General features: G+C 70.5%; 14 protein-coding genes. 5 read left to right on the top strand and 9 right to left on the bottom strand.

The features are described 5' to 3' along the window. Window positions 1-79 precede the first annotated feature (79 nt). Genes PHC73_RS01430 through PHC73_RS01420 form a run of 3 tightly spaced genes read right to left on the bottom strand, consistent with a single transcriptional unit; the run spans window position 80 to window position 3,250 of the window. Complete coding sequence (locus PHC73_RS01430) at window positions 80-1,033, bottom strand: NAD(P)-dependent oxidoreductase (RefSeq protein ID WP_300123782.1); 954 nt, start codon at window positions 1,031-1,033, stop codon at window positions 80-82. Beyond that, window positions 1,026-2,777 carry a fatty acyl-AMP ligase gene (locus tag PHC73_RS01425; protein ID WP_300123781.1) on the bottom strand — a complete coding sequence of 584 codons (1,752 nt, stop codon included), beginning with the start codon at window positions 2,775-2,777 and terminating at the stop codon, window positions 1,026-1,028. Before PHC73_RS01425 ends, PHC73_RS01430 begins: the two co-directional genes overlap by 8 nt. Before the next feature lie 44 nt (window positions 2,778-2,821). Then, window positions 2,822-3,250: a hypothetical protein gene (locus tag PHC73_RS01420; protein ID WP_300123780.1), complete on the bottom strand. Its 429-nt coding sequence runs from the start codon at window positions 3,248-3,250 to the stop codon at window positions 2,822-2,824. 249 nt (window positions 3,251-3,499) lie between these two features. On the opposite strand from PHC73_RS01420, the gene PHC73_RS01415 reads away from it, so the two are divergent. Together PHC73_RS01415 and PHC73_RS01410 are read left to right on the top strand one after the other, a co-directional pair. Further along, a complete protein-coding gene (locus PHC73_RS01415; protein WP_300123779.1) occupies window positions 3,500-4,636 on the top strand; it encodes a hypothetical protein in 1,137 nt (378 codons plus the stop codon). Beyond that, on the top strand, window positions 4,633-5,424 hold the full coding sequence (locus PHC73_RS01410) for a nucleotidyltransferase family protein (protein WP_300123778.1): 792 nt from the start codon (window positions 4,633-4,635) through the stop codon (window positions 5,422-5,424). Before PHC73_RS01415 ends, PHC73_RS01410 begins: the two co-directional genes overlap by 4 nt. A 41-nt stretch (window positions 5,425-5,465) precedes the next feature. Here the strand turns inward: PHC73_RS01410 and PHC73_RS01405 are convergent, their stop codons facing one another. Then, window positions 5,466-6,188, bottom strand: a complete 723-nt coding sequence (locus tag PHC73_RS01405) for a phosphocholine cytidylyltransferase family protein (RefSeq protein ID WP_300123777.1) — start codon at window positions 6,186-6,188, stop codon at window positions 5,466-5,468. A 212-nt stretch (window positions 6,189-6,400) separates the two neighbouring features. On the opposite strand from PHC73_RS01405, the gene lptF reads away from it, so the two are divergent. Continuing rightward, window positions 6,401-7,471: an LPS export ABC transporter permease LptF gene (gene lptF / locus PHC73_RS01400; RefSeq protein WP_300123776.1), complete on the top strand. Its 1,071-nt coding sequence runs from the start codon at window positions 6,401-6,403 to the stop codon at window positions 7,469-7,471. Further along, window positions 7,468-8,529, top strand: a complete 1,062-nt coding sequence (lptG, locus tag PHC73_RS01395) for an LPS export ABC transporter permease LptG (RefSeq protein WP_300123775.1) — start codon at window positions 7,468-7,470, stop codon at window positions 8,527-8,529. Before lptF ends, lptG begins: the two co-directional genes overlap by 4 nt. A 12-nt stretch (window positions 8,530-8,541) precedes the next feature. On the opposite strand, the gene dapB is transcribed toward lptG, so the two are convergent. The 5 genes from dapB to hrcA form a co-directional block, all read right to left on the bottom strand. Continuing rightward, window positions 8,542-9,354, bottom strand: coding sequence for a 4-hydroxy-tetrahydrodipicolinate reductase (gene dapB, locus PHC73_RS01390; RefSeq protein ID WP_300123774.1), 813 nt, complete (start codon window positions 9,352-9,354; stop codon window positions 8,542-8,544). A gap of 5 nt (window positions 9,355-9,359) precedes the next feature. Then, window positions 9,360-10,463 carry a molecular chaperone DnaJ gene (dnaJ, locus tag PHC73_RS01385; RefSeq protein WP_300123773.1) on the bottom strand — a complete coding sequence of 368 codons (1,104 nt, stop codon included), beginning with the start codon at window positions 10,461-10,463 and terminating at the stop codon, window positions 9,360-9,362. Window positions 10,464-10,544: 81 nt separating this feature from the next. Beyond that, the gene (dnaK, locus tag PHC73_RS01380) at window positions 10,545-12,494 is read right to left on the bottom strand and encodes a molecular chaperone DnaK (RefSeq protein WP_300123772.1); all 1,950 of its coding nucleotides are present in this window, start codon (window positions 12,492-12,494) and stop codon (window positions 10,545-10,547) included. Window positions 12,495-12,524: 30 nt separating this feature from the next. Beyond that, window positions 12,525-13,070 carry a nucleotide exchange factor GrpE gene (gene grpE / locus PHC73_RS01375; RefSeq protein WP_300123771.1) on the bottom strand — a complete coding sequence of 182 codons (546 nt, stop codon included), beginning with the start codon at window positions 13,068-13,070 and terminating at the stop codon, window positions 12,525-12,527. Window positions 13,071-13,131: 61 nt separating this feature from the next. Next, a complete protein-coding gene (hrcA, locus tag PHC73_RS01370) occupies window positions 13,132-14,208 on the bottom strand; it encodes a heat-inducible transcriptional repressor HrcA (RefSeq protein ID WP_300123770.1) in 1,077 nt (358 codons plus the stop codon). Between the two features lie 62 nt (window positions 14,209-14,270). On the opposite strand from hrcA, the gene PHC73_RS01365 reads away from it, so the two are divergent. Further along, window positions 14,271-15,221, top strand: a complete 951-nt coding sequence (locus PHC73_RS01365; protein ID WP_300123769.1) for an NAD(+)/NADH kinase — start codon at window positions 14,271-14,273, stop codon at window positions 15,219-15,221. Window positions 15,222-15,236: the final 15 nt, after the last annotated feature.

Below are 15,236 nucleotides of genomic sequence, written 5' to 3'. Positions count from 1 at the left end.
CAGCTCACCGGTGCCTTGGCGCCCGATGGCGGGCATTGGCGGCGGCAGTATAGCGGCGGCTCTGCCGCCTCGCGCGGTGTCAGGCCGACTGGCGCCGGTCCGCGGCTGCGGTCAGCGTATCGCGCAGGCCGCGGTCGAGGTCGATGGCCGGGCGCCAGCCGCAGGCCGCCAGGCTGACGTTGCCGGCGGCCACCCAATCCGGCCAGCGCAGTTCGCGCGCCTTGCCGCGGCTGAGCATCGGCGGGCGGTGCGTCAGGCGCGACAGCAGCTCGTTGCCGGCGCCGAGGGCCGACAGCAGCCAGCCCGGCACATGCACGGCGCGCACGCGAGCGCCGCGCAGCCGGCCGATCGCGTCCAGCAGGTCTTGCCAGCCGTGCCCGCCGGGCTGGCCGTCGTCGGGCTCGTGAATGGCGCCCCAGCCGGCCTCGCCGGCCAGCAAACGGCCCACGGCGCGGGCGAGATCGTCGACGTGCAGCAGCGAGAAGCGCGCCTGCGGTGGCCCCGGCAGCAGCGCCCAGCCGCGCCACATGGCGTCGAGCAGCGGTCTGAGCTCGCGATCGCCGGGGCCGTAGATCGCCGGCGGGCGCAGCACCACGCGCCGCGCCGGTGCCAGCGTCGTCATCACCAACCGTTCGCCGGCCCACTTGCTGGCGGCGTAGTGCGACAGTCGTGGATGGCGGGCGGCCAGCGAGGAGATATGCAGCATTCGCAGCGTCGGGCCGGCAGCGTCCAGCAGCGCCTGCGTGCCGGCGACGTTGACGCGCTCGAAATCGGCATAAGAGGCGCCACGCACCGCTCCCGCACCATGCACCAGCGCCTGCGCACCGTCCAGCAGGCGCTCGAGCGCGCCGCGGTCGGCCAGGGAGCCGGTGATGATCTCGGCGCCCACCAGCGTCGGCAGCCGATTCTCGGAGCCGCGGCGCACCAGCAGGCGCAGGCGCCAGCCGGCGGCGGCCAGATGCCGCGCGATGGCGGCGCCGACGAATCCGCTGGCGCCGGTGATGGCGAGCGGGCCGGCGGCAGCCTCAGTCAATGCCGTGCGCGAGCCGTTCGGCGGTCAGGGCGCTGACGTCGTTGCGCTCGAGGAAGTCGCGCCGGGCGCCGGAACGCGACAGCTTGCCCGAGGAGGTGCGCGGCAGGGTGTGTGGCGGCACCAGCTCGATGAAGCAGGCGATGCCCAGCTCGGCCTTGATCAGGCCCTGCAGGCGCGTCACCAGGTCGATGCGGCGCAGCGGGTCCTGCTCACGGCACTGCACCACCAGCACCGCCAGGTCGCTGCCGTCGGCGCCCGGCACGGCGAATGCCGAGGCGTCTTCCGGGCGCAGCTCCGGTTGCTGTTCGGCCAGGAATTCGAGGTCCTGCGGCCAGATGTTGCGGCCGTTGATGATGAAAAGGTCCTTTTCCCGGCCGGTGATGAACAATCCGCCGTCGGCCAGATAGCCGACATCGCCGGTGTTCAGCCAGCCGTCGGTCGACAGCACGCGCGCCGTTTCGGCGGGATCGCCGAAGTAGCCGGACATGACGCTCGGCCCGCGCACGAAGATGGTGCCGCAGCGACGCTCCGGCAGGCGCCGTCCGGCATCGTCGCGGATTTCCACCTGATGTCCGGGCAACACCGCGCCGCAGTTGACGAAGCGGTTGACGGTGCGGCTGTGCGCGTCGGCCGGACGCGCCACGCGTTCGTTGGCGAGTGTCTCGGCATCGACGGCGTCGGTCTGCACCGGCGTATCCAGCGACGCGAAGCTGACCGCCAGCGAGCACTCGGCCATGCCGTAGCAGGGCAGGAAGGCCTGCGGGCGAAAACCGCTGCGTTGGAGCGCGGCGGCGAAGTTCTCGAGGGTTTCGGCGCGGATGGTCTCGGCGCCGACGCCGGCGATGCGCCAGGCGGAAAGGTCGTACTGGGCGGCATCGCTCGCACGCAGGCGGCGCGTCACCAGCGCATAGCCGAACGGCGGGCTGAAGGCGATGGTGGCGCGGTTGCGCGACATCAGCGCCAGCCACTGGCGCGGGCGCATGGCGAAATCACGCGTGCCGAGGTAATCCACCGAGCGCTGGCTGGCCAGCGGCGAGAACACCAGCCCGACCAGGCCCATGTCGTGATAGAAGGGCAGCCACGACATGAAGCGGTCGTCGTCGCGGATGGCCAGCCCGTGGCGCACGATGCCCTGCAGGTTCTGCATCACCGTGCGGTGGGTGATCATCACCCCGCGCGGGAAGCGCGTGCTGCCGGAGGTGTACTGCAGGTAGGCCAGCTCGTCGGGCTGCGCCGGCTGTGGCGCCCGGTCGGCGGACGGCAGGGCGCGGAACTGTTCCGGCGTGCCGCAAAACCTCAGATCGGCGTCGCAGGCCGCCGCCTGCAGCATGGCGGCGAAATCCGCCGGCGCGAGCGCCACGCTGGCCTCGCAGCTCGCCAGCATGGCGCGCAGCTGGCGCACGTAGGCATCGCGTCCGCCCAGATGCACCGCCGCCGGCAGCGGCACCGGCACCAGGCCCGCGTACTGGCAGGCAAAAAACAGTCGCACGAAATCGGGGTCGGTTTCCGCCACCAGGGCGACGCGCGCCTGCCGCGGCAGGCCGAGCGCGGCAAACCGCCGGGCAAGATCGAGGGCGTCGCAGCGCAGCGCGGCGTAGGGCAGCGCCAGCGTCAGTTCGCCGCGGGCGTTGTGGAAGTTACTGCCGGTGTCACCCTGCGCGGCGTAATCGAGCGCCTCGGTCAGGGTGTCGAAATCGGCAAACCGCAGGGGCAGGCTGTTGTGGGTCGGCGTCGGCTGGACCATTGGCTCGCGCTGTCGGGGGGCCGCAGTGGCGTTGGGGGCGCCGTTCATTTCCAGGTCTCGCGCAGCAGGTTGACCAGCTGTGACCGGCTGGTGTCGTCCAGGCCGAGATCGAAGCCAAGCTCGGGCGCATTCGGCCAGGCCGGGTCCGAAAACATCCGGCCAGCGAACTGGCGCGGCGTCGCGTAGCGCGGCAGTACATGGAAATGCACGTCGGGGTCGACCATCATGAGCATCAGGTAGTTGATCTTGTCGTAGGCGAAGGCGGCGCCCAGCATGGCCTCGACGCGGCGGATGGTCTGCGCCAGATCGGCATAGCCGGCGCTGCTGACCGCGCCGAACGCGGTGACCGGTTCTTCGCACACCAGCACCAGCGCGCCCAACGTGGGCTGCCGCGGCCGCAGCAGCACCGTCCAGGCGCCGCAGCGGGCGATGCGCGTGGCCGGATCGCCGAATTTTTGCGCCGTGGCGTTCACGTGTGGTCGTGGCGCGGGAAGTCGCGCGCCGGCGGCTTGGCAGAACCGATCAACGCAGGCATTCGAGACACGTAAACTCCCGTGGCGTGGCCCGGTCCGGCGAGCCGACCGCAGGGCGCGCGGTCACTTTTTGGTCATAAAATAGCCCCGAAATATAGCGCATAAGCCCCCGAAGGGAAAAATCGGCCCAAGCTGGCGGCGCTTCCCGAAACTGCCAAATTTTTTCAACCAATCGGTGGCTTTTCACGTATGAACGCTGCAGCCGGGCTGCGTGTCGCCCCGTTGGCGGGTAAGGCTGCGGCGCGGGCCTTTTGGGATCTGCCGGCACGCCTGTACCGGCACGACCCGCACTGGGTGCCGCCATTGCTGGTCGAGCGCCACGAGCTGCTGTCGGCGCGCAATCCGGCGTTCGAGCACCTCACGCTGCAGGCCTGGCTGGCCTTTCGTGGCGAGCGCGTGGTCGGGCGCATCAGCGCACAGGTGGATGCGCTGCATGAGCGGATTCACGGCGAGCGGGTCGGTTATTTCGGCCTGCTGGAGGCCGAGGACGATCCACAGGTGTTCGCCGCGCTGCTCGGCACCGCCGAGGACTGGCTGCGCGGGCGGGGTATGGCCGAGGTGCGCGGCCCGTTCAACCTCACCATCAACGAAGAATGCGGCCTGCTGGTAGACGGTTTCGACACGCCGCCGATGGTCATGATGGGCCATGCGCTGCCGTACTACGGGCCGCGCCTGGAGGCGCTGGGCTACGTCAAGGCGCGCGATCTGCTGGCCTATATCGTCGACGCCGATTTCGAATTCCCGCCGGCGGCGCAGCGCCTGATGCAGCGCGAGCGGCACAAGGTGACGTTGCGGCCGATCGACCGGCGTCACCTCGAGCGCGACATCGAGACCCTGCGCGACATCTTCAACGACGCCTGGGCCGGTAACTGGGGTTTCGTGCCGTTCAGCGCCGCCGAGTTCGCGCAGCTCGGCCAGCTGCTGCGCTGGCTGGTGGATCCCGGATTCGTGCAGATCGCCGAGGTGGCCGGCGAACCGGTGGCCATGATCGGCGTGCTGCCCAACCTCAACGAGGCGATCGCCGACCTGCGCGGCCGCCTGTTGCCGCTGGGCTGGGCCAAGCTGTTGTGGCGTCTCAAAGTGCGTCATCCGAAGGGCGTGCGCGTGGCGCTGATGGGTGTGCGCCGGCGCTTGCATGGCACGCCCTTGGGCGCCGTGCTGGCCATGCTGGTGATCGACGCGGCCCGTCAGACCGGCCTGCGGCGCGGCGTGCGGCAGGCCGAGATGTCCTGGATCCTCGAGGACAACCGCGGCATGCGCAGCATCATCGAATCGCTCGGCAGTCGCCTGTACAAGCGCTACCGCATTTACGGCAAGGCGCTTTGAGCGGTCCCTTCCAGGCCGTGGTGCTGGCCGGCGACCGCGGGCCGGACGACCCGGTGGCGCGCCGCGCCGGTGTGCCGTGCAAGGCGTTGGTGCCGATGGCCGGCCGGCCGATGCTGCTGCGGGTGCTGGATGCGCTGGCCGGCAGCGGCGCGGTGGCCGGTGTGACGCTGGTCGGACCGCGGCAGGCGCAGCTCGATGCCTGTCCGGAGCTCGCGCAGCGCATCGCGGCCGGCGAGCTCGCCTGGCTGCCGCCGCAGGCCTCGCCCAGTCTGAGTGCCATGGCGGCGCTCGAGCGTTTGCCGGTCGAGCGTCCGGTGCTGCTGACCACGGCCGATCATGCGCTGCTGCAAAGCGCCTGGGTGGATGCGTTCTGCGCCGCGGCGCTCGGTAGTGGCAAGGATGCCGTGGTCGGGCTTGCCGCCCACGCGCGCGTGCAGGCGGCATTTCCGCAGTCACGGCGCACGGCGCTGCGCTTTCGTGACGGCGCCTACTGCGGCTGCAATCTGTTCGCCTTCCTGACGCCGGCCGGGCGGCGGGCGCCGGCGTTTTGGCGGCACATCGAGCAACAGCGCAAAAAGCCGCACCGCCTGGCGGCGGCGCTCGGGATGGGCACGCTGCTGGCATACCTCGGCGGCTGGCTGACGCTCGAGGGCGGCCTGGAGCGGCTGTCGCGGCGCGTCGGGGCGCGGCTCGGTGCGGTGCTGCTGGATGATCCGCGCGCGGCGGTGGATGTCGACTCGGTGGCCGACTGCGAGCTGGTGGAGCGCCTGCTGGCGAGCGACGGCTGACAGCGCGGTGGCAGGGAGGCGCCGAACGAAGCCGCGCGTCCTCAGCCGTCAGCCACCACCGCCCGCGCGGCGTCGAGATCGCGCGGGAAATCGACTTCCGCCCAGCGCAGGCCCTCGATGGAGCAGGTCTCGACCAGGCTCTCGTCGGCCAGGCGGTCGATCACCGCCAGATACCACCAGCGCAGGCCGTCCGGTTCGCGTAGCGCGCGCTCGACGGCGGCCTGGAAGCGCCGGGCGCCGTCCGCGGAAAAGCGCAGCAGACCGATCGATTCCGCATCCACGGCGTCCAGCGGCAGGTGTTTGCCGATGCGCAGCACCCGCGTGCCATCGACGATGACCTTCATGTCGTCGTCGTCGTAGCGGGCCTTGCGGTCGATGGTCAGGCGGATGGGCGCCGGCGGCGCGGCCAGCAGGCGCTGCACCACGGCCGGTTCGAACACGGTGTCGCCGTTGAGCAGCAGCAGCTCGCCGGCGAAGGCGGCGCGCGCGATCCAGCAGCTGCCCAGATTGTCGGCCACCTGGAAGAACGGGTTGAACTGGACGCGTACCGGCCGATCCGCGTAATGGTGCGCGATGACCGCCTCGACCGCGTCGCTGGCATAGCCGGTGACCACGGTGATCGGTCCCACGCCGGCCGCCAGCAGCGCGTCGAGCTGCCATTGCAGCAGGGTCTTGCCATGCAAATCGATGAGGCACTTGGGGCGATCGGCGGTGAGGGGCAGCAAGCGCCGGCCTTGACCGGCGCTCAGGATGACGGCCTGCATGGATTGAACGGGACTCCGGTATGCGAACCCGGCTCGGCACAGGGTTCGCTGCAGCAAGGGTGGATCGCCTGGCGGTCGCCGGCTGCGGGACCGCGTCCGGCGGCCGGGACCGTCCCCGGGGCCGCTCGGCGGGCTGGCAAGCCTAGCACAGCGCATGCGGCGGCCGGCCACGGCCTGCTAGACTGCCGTTCCGCATCCGTGCATCTGTTTCCATGATCCTGCGACGCTACCTGCTGCGCGAGCTGGCGAATCCGTTCGCCGTGGTTTGCGGCAGCCTGCTTTTGGTGTTCACCGGCTACAGCTCGGCGCGTTTTCTGGGCGAGGCGGCCAGCGGCGCCCTGCCCGCTCGTCTGGCGGCGGTGCTGATCGGTCTGAAGCTGCTCATCAGCCTGGACGCCATCGTGCCGATGGCGCTCATGCTGTCGGTGGCGCTGGGGTTGGGGCGCCTGCAGCGCGATCAGGAAATCACCGCGTTGGCCGCGTGCGGCATCGGCGAGCGCTGGCTGTTCCAGGCGGTGTTGTGGCTGGCCGTGCCGGTGGCGCTGCTGGTGGGGCTGGCGTCGCTGCAGGTGCGCCCGCAGCTGTATCAGAACGTGTACCGCCTGGAGGCCGGCGCCGAGCGGCGCTTCGACCTCACGCGCCTGCCGCCGGGCCGGTTCTATTCGGACTTCGCCGGCGGGGTGGTGATGTTCAGCGAGGCGGCCGACGGCGACCAGCGGCTGCAGGTGTTCGCGCACGCCGACTCCGGCGGCGCCGACGGCGTGGTGTTTGCGCAGCGGGCGCGTCAGCTCACCGAAGCCGATGGCCGCCAGGTGGTGGAGTTCCTGGACGGCCACTATTACCAGCTCGACCCCTCCACCGGCGCCCAGGCGGGCAACGACGTGGTGATCAGTTACCGCACGCTGGCGCTGCGCCTGGACGAGGGGCAGGTGGTGGTGCGCAAGCGCCGCAAGGCTACCGCCAACGGCGAGCTGGCAGCGTCCAGCAACCCAGAGGACACGGCCGAGCTGCAGTGGCGCATCACGGCTCCCGTCTCGACGGTGCTGCTCGGCCTGCTCGGCGTGCCGATCAGCCGTATGCCGCCGCGGCGCAGCCGCTCGGGCAAGCTCACCGCCGCCTTGCTGGGTTGCATCGTCTACTACAACCTGCTGGCGGTGGCGATGGACGCGGTCGAGGACGGCAAGCTGCCGGCGTGGCCGGGGGTGCTGCTGGTGCCGCTGATCGGCGGTCTGTTGCTGGCGGTGCTGATCGTGCTGCCGAAGTGGCGGCGCCGGCGCGCATGATCCTCGCCCGCTACATCGCGCGCTCGATGGCGCAGGGCTACCTGATGGTGGCGCTGGTGTTCGTGGCGCTGTTCAGCTTCATCGAGCTGATCCAGCAGCTCGACGACGTGGGCGATACCTACCGCCTGTTCGATGCGTTTTTGTACGTATTGATGATGCTGCCGCGGCGGCTGCTGGACACCACGCCGGTGGTGGCGCTGCTGGGCACGCTGGTGCCGCTCGGCCTGCTGGCGGACGGCAACGAGATCCTGGCCATGCGCGCCGCCGGGATACCGCTGCGGCGCCTGATCGGCATGGTGTTGGCGCCTGGGCTGGTGTTGCTGCTGCTGATGCTGCTGATGGCGCAGTTCATCGCCCCGGCGCTGGAGACGCGCGCCGAGCGCATGCGCGCCGCGGCGTTGGCGCAGGACGTGTCGGTGGATTTTCGCGGCGGCTTCTGGTCGCGCGACGGGCGCAACTTCGTCAACGTCGGGCGCATGCTGCGCGGCCGCACGCCGGCCGACGTGGCGCTGTACGAGTTCGACGACGCCGGCCGTCTGCAGCGCTACGTGCACGCCGCGCGGGCGCGGCTCGGACAGGACCGCACCTGGCAGCTCGAGGACGTGGTGGTGCGGCAGTTCCTGCCGGCGCCGGCGCGTGCCGAACAGCGGGCGCAGCTGGAATGGCAGTCGTTCCTCAACGCCGAGCAGCTGGGAGTGCTGGTGGTGCCGCCGCAGTCGCTGTCGCCGCTCGATTTGTATTTCTACGTGCGTGACCTGCGCGCCCGCCGCGAGCAGGCGCCGCAGGAGGAGCTGCGCCTGTGGCAGCAGATCGCCCAGCCGCTGGTGACGCTGGCCATGATGCTGGTGGCGATCCCGCTGGTGCTGGGCAGCAACCGCGCCAGCACGCTCAGCCGCCGCGTGCTGGCCGGCACGGTGGCCGGAATCGGCCTTTATTTCGTCACCCAGACGCTGGGCTATCTCGGGCTGCTGCTGCACCTGCCGGCGCCGCTGACGGCCTTGGTCCTGCCGGTGACGATTCTGCTGTTCGCCGGGCGCCTGCTGCGGCGTTTGCGTTGATCCGGTGCGCCTTCAGCGCAGCTCGAGCACGTCCTGCATGTCGTAAAGACCCGCCGGCCGGCCGGCCAGCCAGGCCGCCGCGCGCAGCGCCCCGCGCGCGAAGGTGAGCCGGCTGCTGGCCTTGTGGGTGATCTCGACGCGCTCGCCGTCGCCGGCGAACAGCACCGTGTGATCACCGACGATGTCGCCGCCGCGCACGGTGGCGAAACCGATGGTGCGCCGGTCGCGCTCGCCGGTGTGGCCCTCGCGGCCGTATACGGCGCAGTCGGCCAGATCGCGGCCGAGCGCGTCGGCCACCACTTCGCCCATGCGCAGCGCCGTGCCGGATGGCGCATCCACCTTGTGCCGGTGGTGGGCCTCGATGATCTCGACGTCGAAGTCGTCGCCGAGCACTACCGCCGCCTGGCGCAGCAGCGCCAGGCACAGGTTGACGCCGACGCTCATGTTGGGCGCGAACACCACCGGCACGCGCTGCGCCAGGGCGGCCAGCTCGGCCTTTTGGGCGGCGTCGAGGCCGGTGGTGCCGATCACCAGCGCCCGGCCGGCGTCGGCACAGGCACGCGCGTGCGCCAGCGTGGCGGCGGGGCGGGTGAAGTCGATCAGCACGTCGAACGGCACGGCGGTCAGGGCGGTGTCGTCGGTGACGGCGATGCCGTTGGCCGGCAGCCCCGCCAGCAGGCCGCTGTCGGCGCCCTGCGCCGGACTGCCGGGGTGCTCGAAGGCGGCGGCCAGCGCAAGCTCGGGCCGGTCGGCGCAGGCGGCGATCAGGGTGCGGCCCATGCGCCCGGCGGCGCCGGCGATGGCGATACGAATCGGCTGTGGCATGCGGTTTACTCGAAAAAGCGTTTGACGCGGTCCAGCCAGGACTGCTCGCGCGGGCGGTGGTGTTCGCCCATGGTCTCGCCGAGCTCGCGCAGCAGGCGCGTCTGGCGCTCGTCGAGGTTGACCGGGGTCTCCACCGTCACGCGCACCATCAGATCGCCGACGCCGCCGCCGCGCACCGACGGCATGCCCTTGCCGCGCAGGCGGAACACGCGCCCGGTCTGCGTGCCCGGCGGCACGGTGACGTTCAGGCGGCCTTCCAGGCTCGGCACCTCGAGTTCACCGCCAAGCGCGGCGGTCACCACGCTGATCGGCACCTCGGTGTACAGGTCGCTGCCGTCGCGCTCGAACAGCGGATGCGGACGCAGGCGGATGTCGACGTACAGATCGCCCGGCGGGCCGCCACGGCGACCGGCCTCGCCTTCGCCGGCCAGGCGGATGCGGTCGCCGGTGTCGACGCCGGCCGGGATTTTCACTTCCAGTTTCCTGTTTTTCTGCACGCGTCCGGCGCCGTGGCAGTCGGGGCAGGGGTCGGCGATCACCTGTCCGGCGCCGCGGCAGCTGGGGCAGGTCTGTTGCAGCGAGAAAAAGCCCTGCTGGACGCGCACCTGGCCATGCCCGCCACAGGTACGGCAGGTAATCGGCGCGGTGCCGGGCCGCGCACCGCTGCCGTTGCAGGTGCCGCACTCCACCAGTACCGGCAGGTCGAGCGTGGTGGTGATGCCGCGATAGGCGTCCTCGAGGCTGATCTCGAGCTCGTAGCGCAGGTCGGCGCCGCGCGTCGGCCCGGCGCGCCCGCCGCGCGTGCCGCGGCCGGCGCCGAAGATGTCGGCGAACACGTCGCCGAAGATGTCGCCGAAACCGCCCGCACCGGCCGCCGCGTGCGGGTCGATGCCGGCGTGACCGTAGCGGTCGTAGGCGCGGCGCTTTTCCGGGTCCGACAGCACCTCGTAGGCGGCCTGTACCTGCTTGAAGCGCTCCTCGGCCTCGGCGTCACCCTGGTTGCGGTCCGGGTGATATTTCATGGCCAGGCGCCGGTAGGCCTTTTTGATCTCGTTCTCGTCGGCCGTCTGCGACACGCCGAGCACTTCGTATAGGTCTTGTGGCGCCATGGCGGAACGTCTTGATCAGGGGACAAACGAAAAACCCCAGACCGGGCGGGCCGGTCCGGGGTGTGGCGGGCGCAGCCCGGCTTACTTGTCGTCGCGCACTTCTTTGAATTCGGCGTCGACCACGTCGTCGCTGCCGCCGCTGCCGTGCGCCTGGCCGGTCGACTCGGCGCCGCCGGCGTAGGCCTTCTCGGCCAGCGCATGCGCGGCCGTGCCGAGCGCCGCGGTGGCGGACTCGATGGCGGCCCGGTCGTCGCCCTTGGCGGCTTCCTCGACGGCGCGGATGGCGTCCTCGATGCGCGCCTTCTCGTTGGCCGGTACCTTGTCGCCCAGGTCGGCCAGGCTCTTGCGCACCTGGTGCACCAGGTTGTCGGCCTGGTTGCGGGCGTGCACCAGCTGAGCGGCCTTGTGGTCTTCCTCGGCATGCGCCTCGGCGTCGCGGATCATGCGCTGCACTTCCTCGTCCGACAGGCCGCTGGAGGCCTTGATGACGATCTTCTGCTCCTTGCCGGTGGCCTTGTCCTTGGCCGACACGTGCAGGATGCCGTTGGCGTCGATGTCGAAGGTGACCTCGATCTGCGGCACGCCGCGCGGCGCCGGCGGGATGTCGGTGAGGTCGAACTTGCCGAGCGACTTGTTGCCGGCCGCCATTTCGCGCTCACCCTGCAGCACGTGCACGGTGACCGCGGTCTGGTTGTCTTCGGCGGTCGAGAAAATCTGCGAGGCGCGCGTCGGGATGGTGGTGTTCTTCTCGATCAGCTTGGTCATCACGCCGCCCAGCGTCTCGATGCCGAGCGACAGCGGCGTCACGTCCAGCAGCAGCACGTCCTTGACCTCGCCGGCCAGCACGGCGCCCTGGATGGCGGCACCGATGGCGACCGCCTCGTCCGGGTTCACGTCCTTGCGCGGTTCTTTGCCGAAGAAGTCCTTGACCGCTTCCTGCACCTTGGGCATGCGGGTCTGGCCGCCGACCAGGATCACCTCGTCGACCTGGCTGGCCGACAGGCCCGCGTCCTTGAGCGCGATGCGGCACGGCTCGAGCGTGCGGGCGATCAGGTCCTCGACCAGCGACTCGAGCTTGGCGCGCGTCAGCTTGATGTTGAGGTGCTTGGGGCCGCTCGCGTCGGCGGTGATGTACGGCAGGTTGATTTCGGTCTGCTGGGCCGACGACAGCTCGATCTTGGCCTTCTCGGCGGCCTCCTTCAGGCGCTGCAGGGCCAGCGGGTCGTTGCGCAGGTCGACGCCGGCGTCCTTCTTGAAGGTGTCGGCCAGGTAGTTCATCAGGCGCAGGTCGAAGTCCTCGCCGCCCAGGAAGGTGTCGCCGTTGGTGGCCAGTACCTCGAACTGGTGCTCGCCGTCGACTTCGGCGATCTCGATGATCGAGATGTCGAAGGTGCCGCCGCCGAGGTCGTACACGGCCACCTTCTGGTCGCCGCGCTTTTTGTCCAGACCATACGCCAGCGCGGCCGCGGTCGGCTCGTTGATGATGCGCTTGACCTCGAGGCCGGCGATGCGCCCGGCGTCCTTGGTGGCCTGGCGCTGGCTGTCGTTGAAGTAGGCCGGCACCGTGATCACCGCTTCGGTGACCGGCTCGCCGAGGTAGTCCTCGGCGGTCTTTTTCATCTTTTGCAGCACGCGGGCGGAGATTTCCGGCGGCGCCATCTTCTTGCCGTTGACTTCCACCCAGGCGTCGCCGTTGTCGGCGCGCACGATCTTGTACGGCACGATGCTGATGTCCTTCTGCACCACCGGATCGTCGAAGCGGCGGCCGATCAGGCGCTTGATCGCGTACAGGGTGTTGTGCGGGTTGGTGACCGCCTGGCGCTTGGCCGGCTGTCCGACCAGCACTTCGCCGTCCTTGGTGAAGGCGACGATGGACGGGGTGGTGCGGTCGCCCTCGGCATTTTCGATCACGCGCGGCTTGCCGCCTTCCATGACGGCCACGCAGGAATTGGTGGTGCCGAGGTCGATGCCGATGATTTTGGCCATGGGTTTTGTTCTCCTTGAACGGGTGGGTCGGGCCTTGCCGCTCAAGTGGGAGCAGCGGCGGGGGATTTCAAGCGCTCATTTCGACACGATGACCATGGCCGGGCGCACCAGCCGATCGTGCAGCCGGTAGCCGGTCTGCACCACCTGGATCACGTGGTTCGGCGGCAGTTCGGCCGATTCGGCCAGCGCCATCGCCTGGTGCAGTTCGGGGTTGAAGACTTCGCCCTGCGGGTTGATCTCGGTCAGGCCCGCCTTGGCGAGCGCCTTGTCGAGGATGCCGAGCGTCAGGCGCGTGCCTTCGAGGATTTTCTCGAGTGCGGCGGCCGGGTCCAGGTCCTCGGCCGAACCGGCCTTCAGCGCCTCGCGCAGGCTGTCCTTGACCGGCAGCAGCTCGCCGATCAGCGATTCCACCGCGTAGCGGCTGGCGTTCTGCAGCTCGCGCTCGTAGCGTCGGCGCAGGTTTTCCATGTCGGCGTAGGCTCGCAGCAGCTGCTCGCGCGCCTGCTCGGCGCGGGCCTGGGCCTGCTCGAGCGTTTCCGTGGTCACGGTTTCGCCGGCGGGCGCAGACGGGGTCTCACCCGTCGGCCGTTCGGCCGCCGACGGCTCGGTTTGATCGCTCATGGGCAACTCCCGAAAGCTGGAATGGGCCGCCGCCGCGTGCGGCGGGCGGATCGTGTTGCCGTCACATGGGGTGCGGCTGGCGGCGATTCAAGGCGGCGCCGAGCAGGCGGGCGGTGACATCCACCACCGACACCACGCGCTGGTAGGGCATGCGCTGTGGGCCGATGACGCCGAGCACGCCGACCACCTCGCCGTCGATCTCGTACGGCGCGGTCACCAGGCTGAAATCGCCCAGGAACTGGTAGCCCGACTCGGCGCCCAGGAAGATTTGCACGCCCTGGCCGTGCAGGCATTCGTCGAGCAGGCGCAGCAGTTCGCGCTTCTCGCCGAATGCCCGGAACAGCGCCTGCAGATTGCGCAAATCGGCCGCCGCATCGGCGCTGGCCAGCAGGTTCGATTCGCCACGGATCAGGTAATCGCCGGCCGCGCCGGCGTTGGGCGGTGGCGTGAGGTGCTCGGCCAGCTCGGTCATGGCCTGCATCAGCTCGCCGACTTCCAGGCGCGCGCGCTGCAGCTCGTCCAGGATGGCGCCGCGCACCTGCGCCAGCGTCTTGCCGGCGTGGTGCTCGGTGAGGTAATTGGCGGCGCGCGTGAGCGCCGCCGGGCTCAGGCCGCTCGGCTGCCGCACCACCCAGTTGTGCACGTCGCCGTCGTCGGTGACCACGATCACCAGCAGCCGATCGTCGGACAAGCTGACGAAATCGACGTGCCGCAGGCGCGCCACATCGCGTCGCGGCAGCAGCACCACGCCGGCCTGCTGGCTCAGGTCCGCCAGCAGGCGGCCGGCGTTTTCCACCAGCGCGGCCGGCTCGCCGCTGCCGAGCTTGTCGCGCAGCGCGTCCTGCGCGGCCTCGTCGATGGGCTGCGTGCGCAGCAGCGTGTCCAGGAACACGCGCAGGCCCTTGGCGGTCGGCACGCGGCCGGCCGAGGTGTGCGGCGCGGCGATCAGGCCCAGGCGCTCCAGGTCGGCCATGACGTTGCGCAGGGTGGCCGGGCTCAGGCCGAGGCCCAGATCGCGGGTGAGCGTCTTTGAGCCGACCGGCCGGCCGTCGGCCACGTAGCGCTCGACCAGCCCGCGCAACAGGTGCTGGGCGCGTTCGCTGAGCGGTTGGGAGGTGGGATGGTGGGACGCGGACACGGCAGCCGGGGATGAACGGAAAATGACCGACGAATGGCACAGTCTGGCCATACTATAGACAAATGACCGAGCGCCCTGGCAGCCCGCTGATCGGCCCCGCGCCCGCGCCCGTACCGGCGGGGGCGGCGGTCGCGCGCGCCGTGGCGCCGCTGGCGTTCCGCTGCCCGGCGCTGCTGTGGCAGCGCGACGACGCGGTGGTGCAGACCCTGGTCGGGCGCCTGCACGACTCGCTGCCCAGGCTCGGCTGCACGGTCGCGGCGCTGCGCATCGACCCGGCCTGGGAGCCGGCGCAGGACGGCGCGGCGCGCGCGCAGCTGGCCGCCGCCGGTACGGATCTGGGCATCGTGCTCGGCGGCGACGGTACGTTGTTGGCCGCCGCGCGCATCCTGGCGCCGCTCGACGTGCCGCTGCTGTGCATCAACCTGGGCCGCCTGGGCTTTCTGGCCGACATCTCGCCGGACGATACCTTCGACGTGCTGCCGGCCATCCTGCACGGGGCGTTCCATGCCGACGAGCGGCTGTTGCTGCAGGTCGAGCTGCACCGCGGCGGGCAGGCTCTGCACACCGCCACGGCGCTCAACGAGCTGGTCCTGCACAAGTGGGACAGCCTCAAGATGATCGAATTCGAAACCCGCGCCGCGGGCCGGCTGGTGCACCGCCAGCGCGCCGACGGGCTGATCGTGGCCACGCCCACCGGCTCGACCGCCTATGCGCTGTCCTCGGGCGGACCGATCGTCTACCCGGACCTGCGCGCCGTGGTGGTGGTGCCGATCTGCCAGCACACGCTGGCGATCCGGCCGATGGTGCTGGGCGCCGATCAGGTGCTCGAGATCGAGCTCACCGCCGACAACCACGCCAAGGCGCGTGTGGTGTGCGACGGTCAGCACAGTCTGCCGCTGGAGGTCGGCGACCGGGTGCTGGTCCGTGCCCGCCAGCGCTCGCTGCGCCTGATCCACCCGCCCGGCTACGACTACTTCGAGTTGCTGCGCACCAAGCTGCACTGGGGAGGCTGACGTGCTGGTTGGTTT

The sequence above is a fragment of the Immundisolibacter sp. genome, from assembly GCF_028696615.1.
Taxonomy (GTDB): Bacteria; Pseudomonadota; Gammaproteobacteria; order Immundisolibacterales; family Immundisolibacteraceae; genus Immundisolibacter.
The sequence above is the reverse complement of the archived record's forward strand: the minus strand, read 5'-3'. Positions and strand labels throughout refer to the sequence as shown.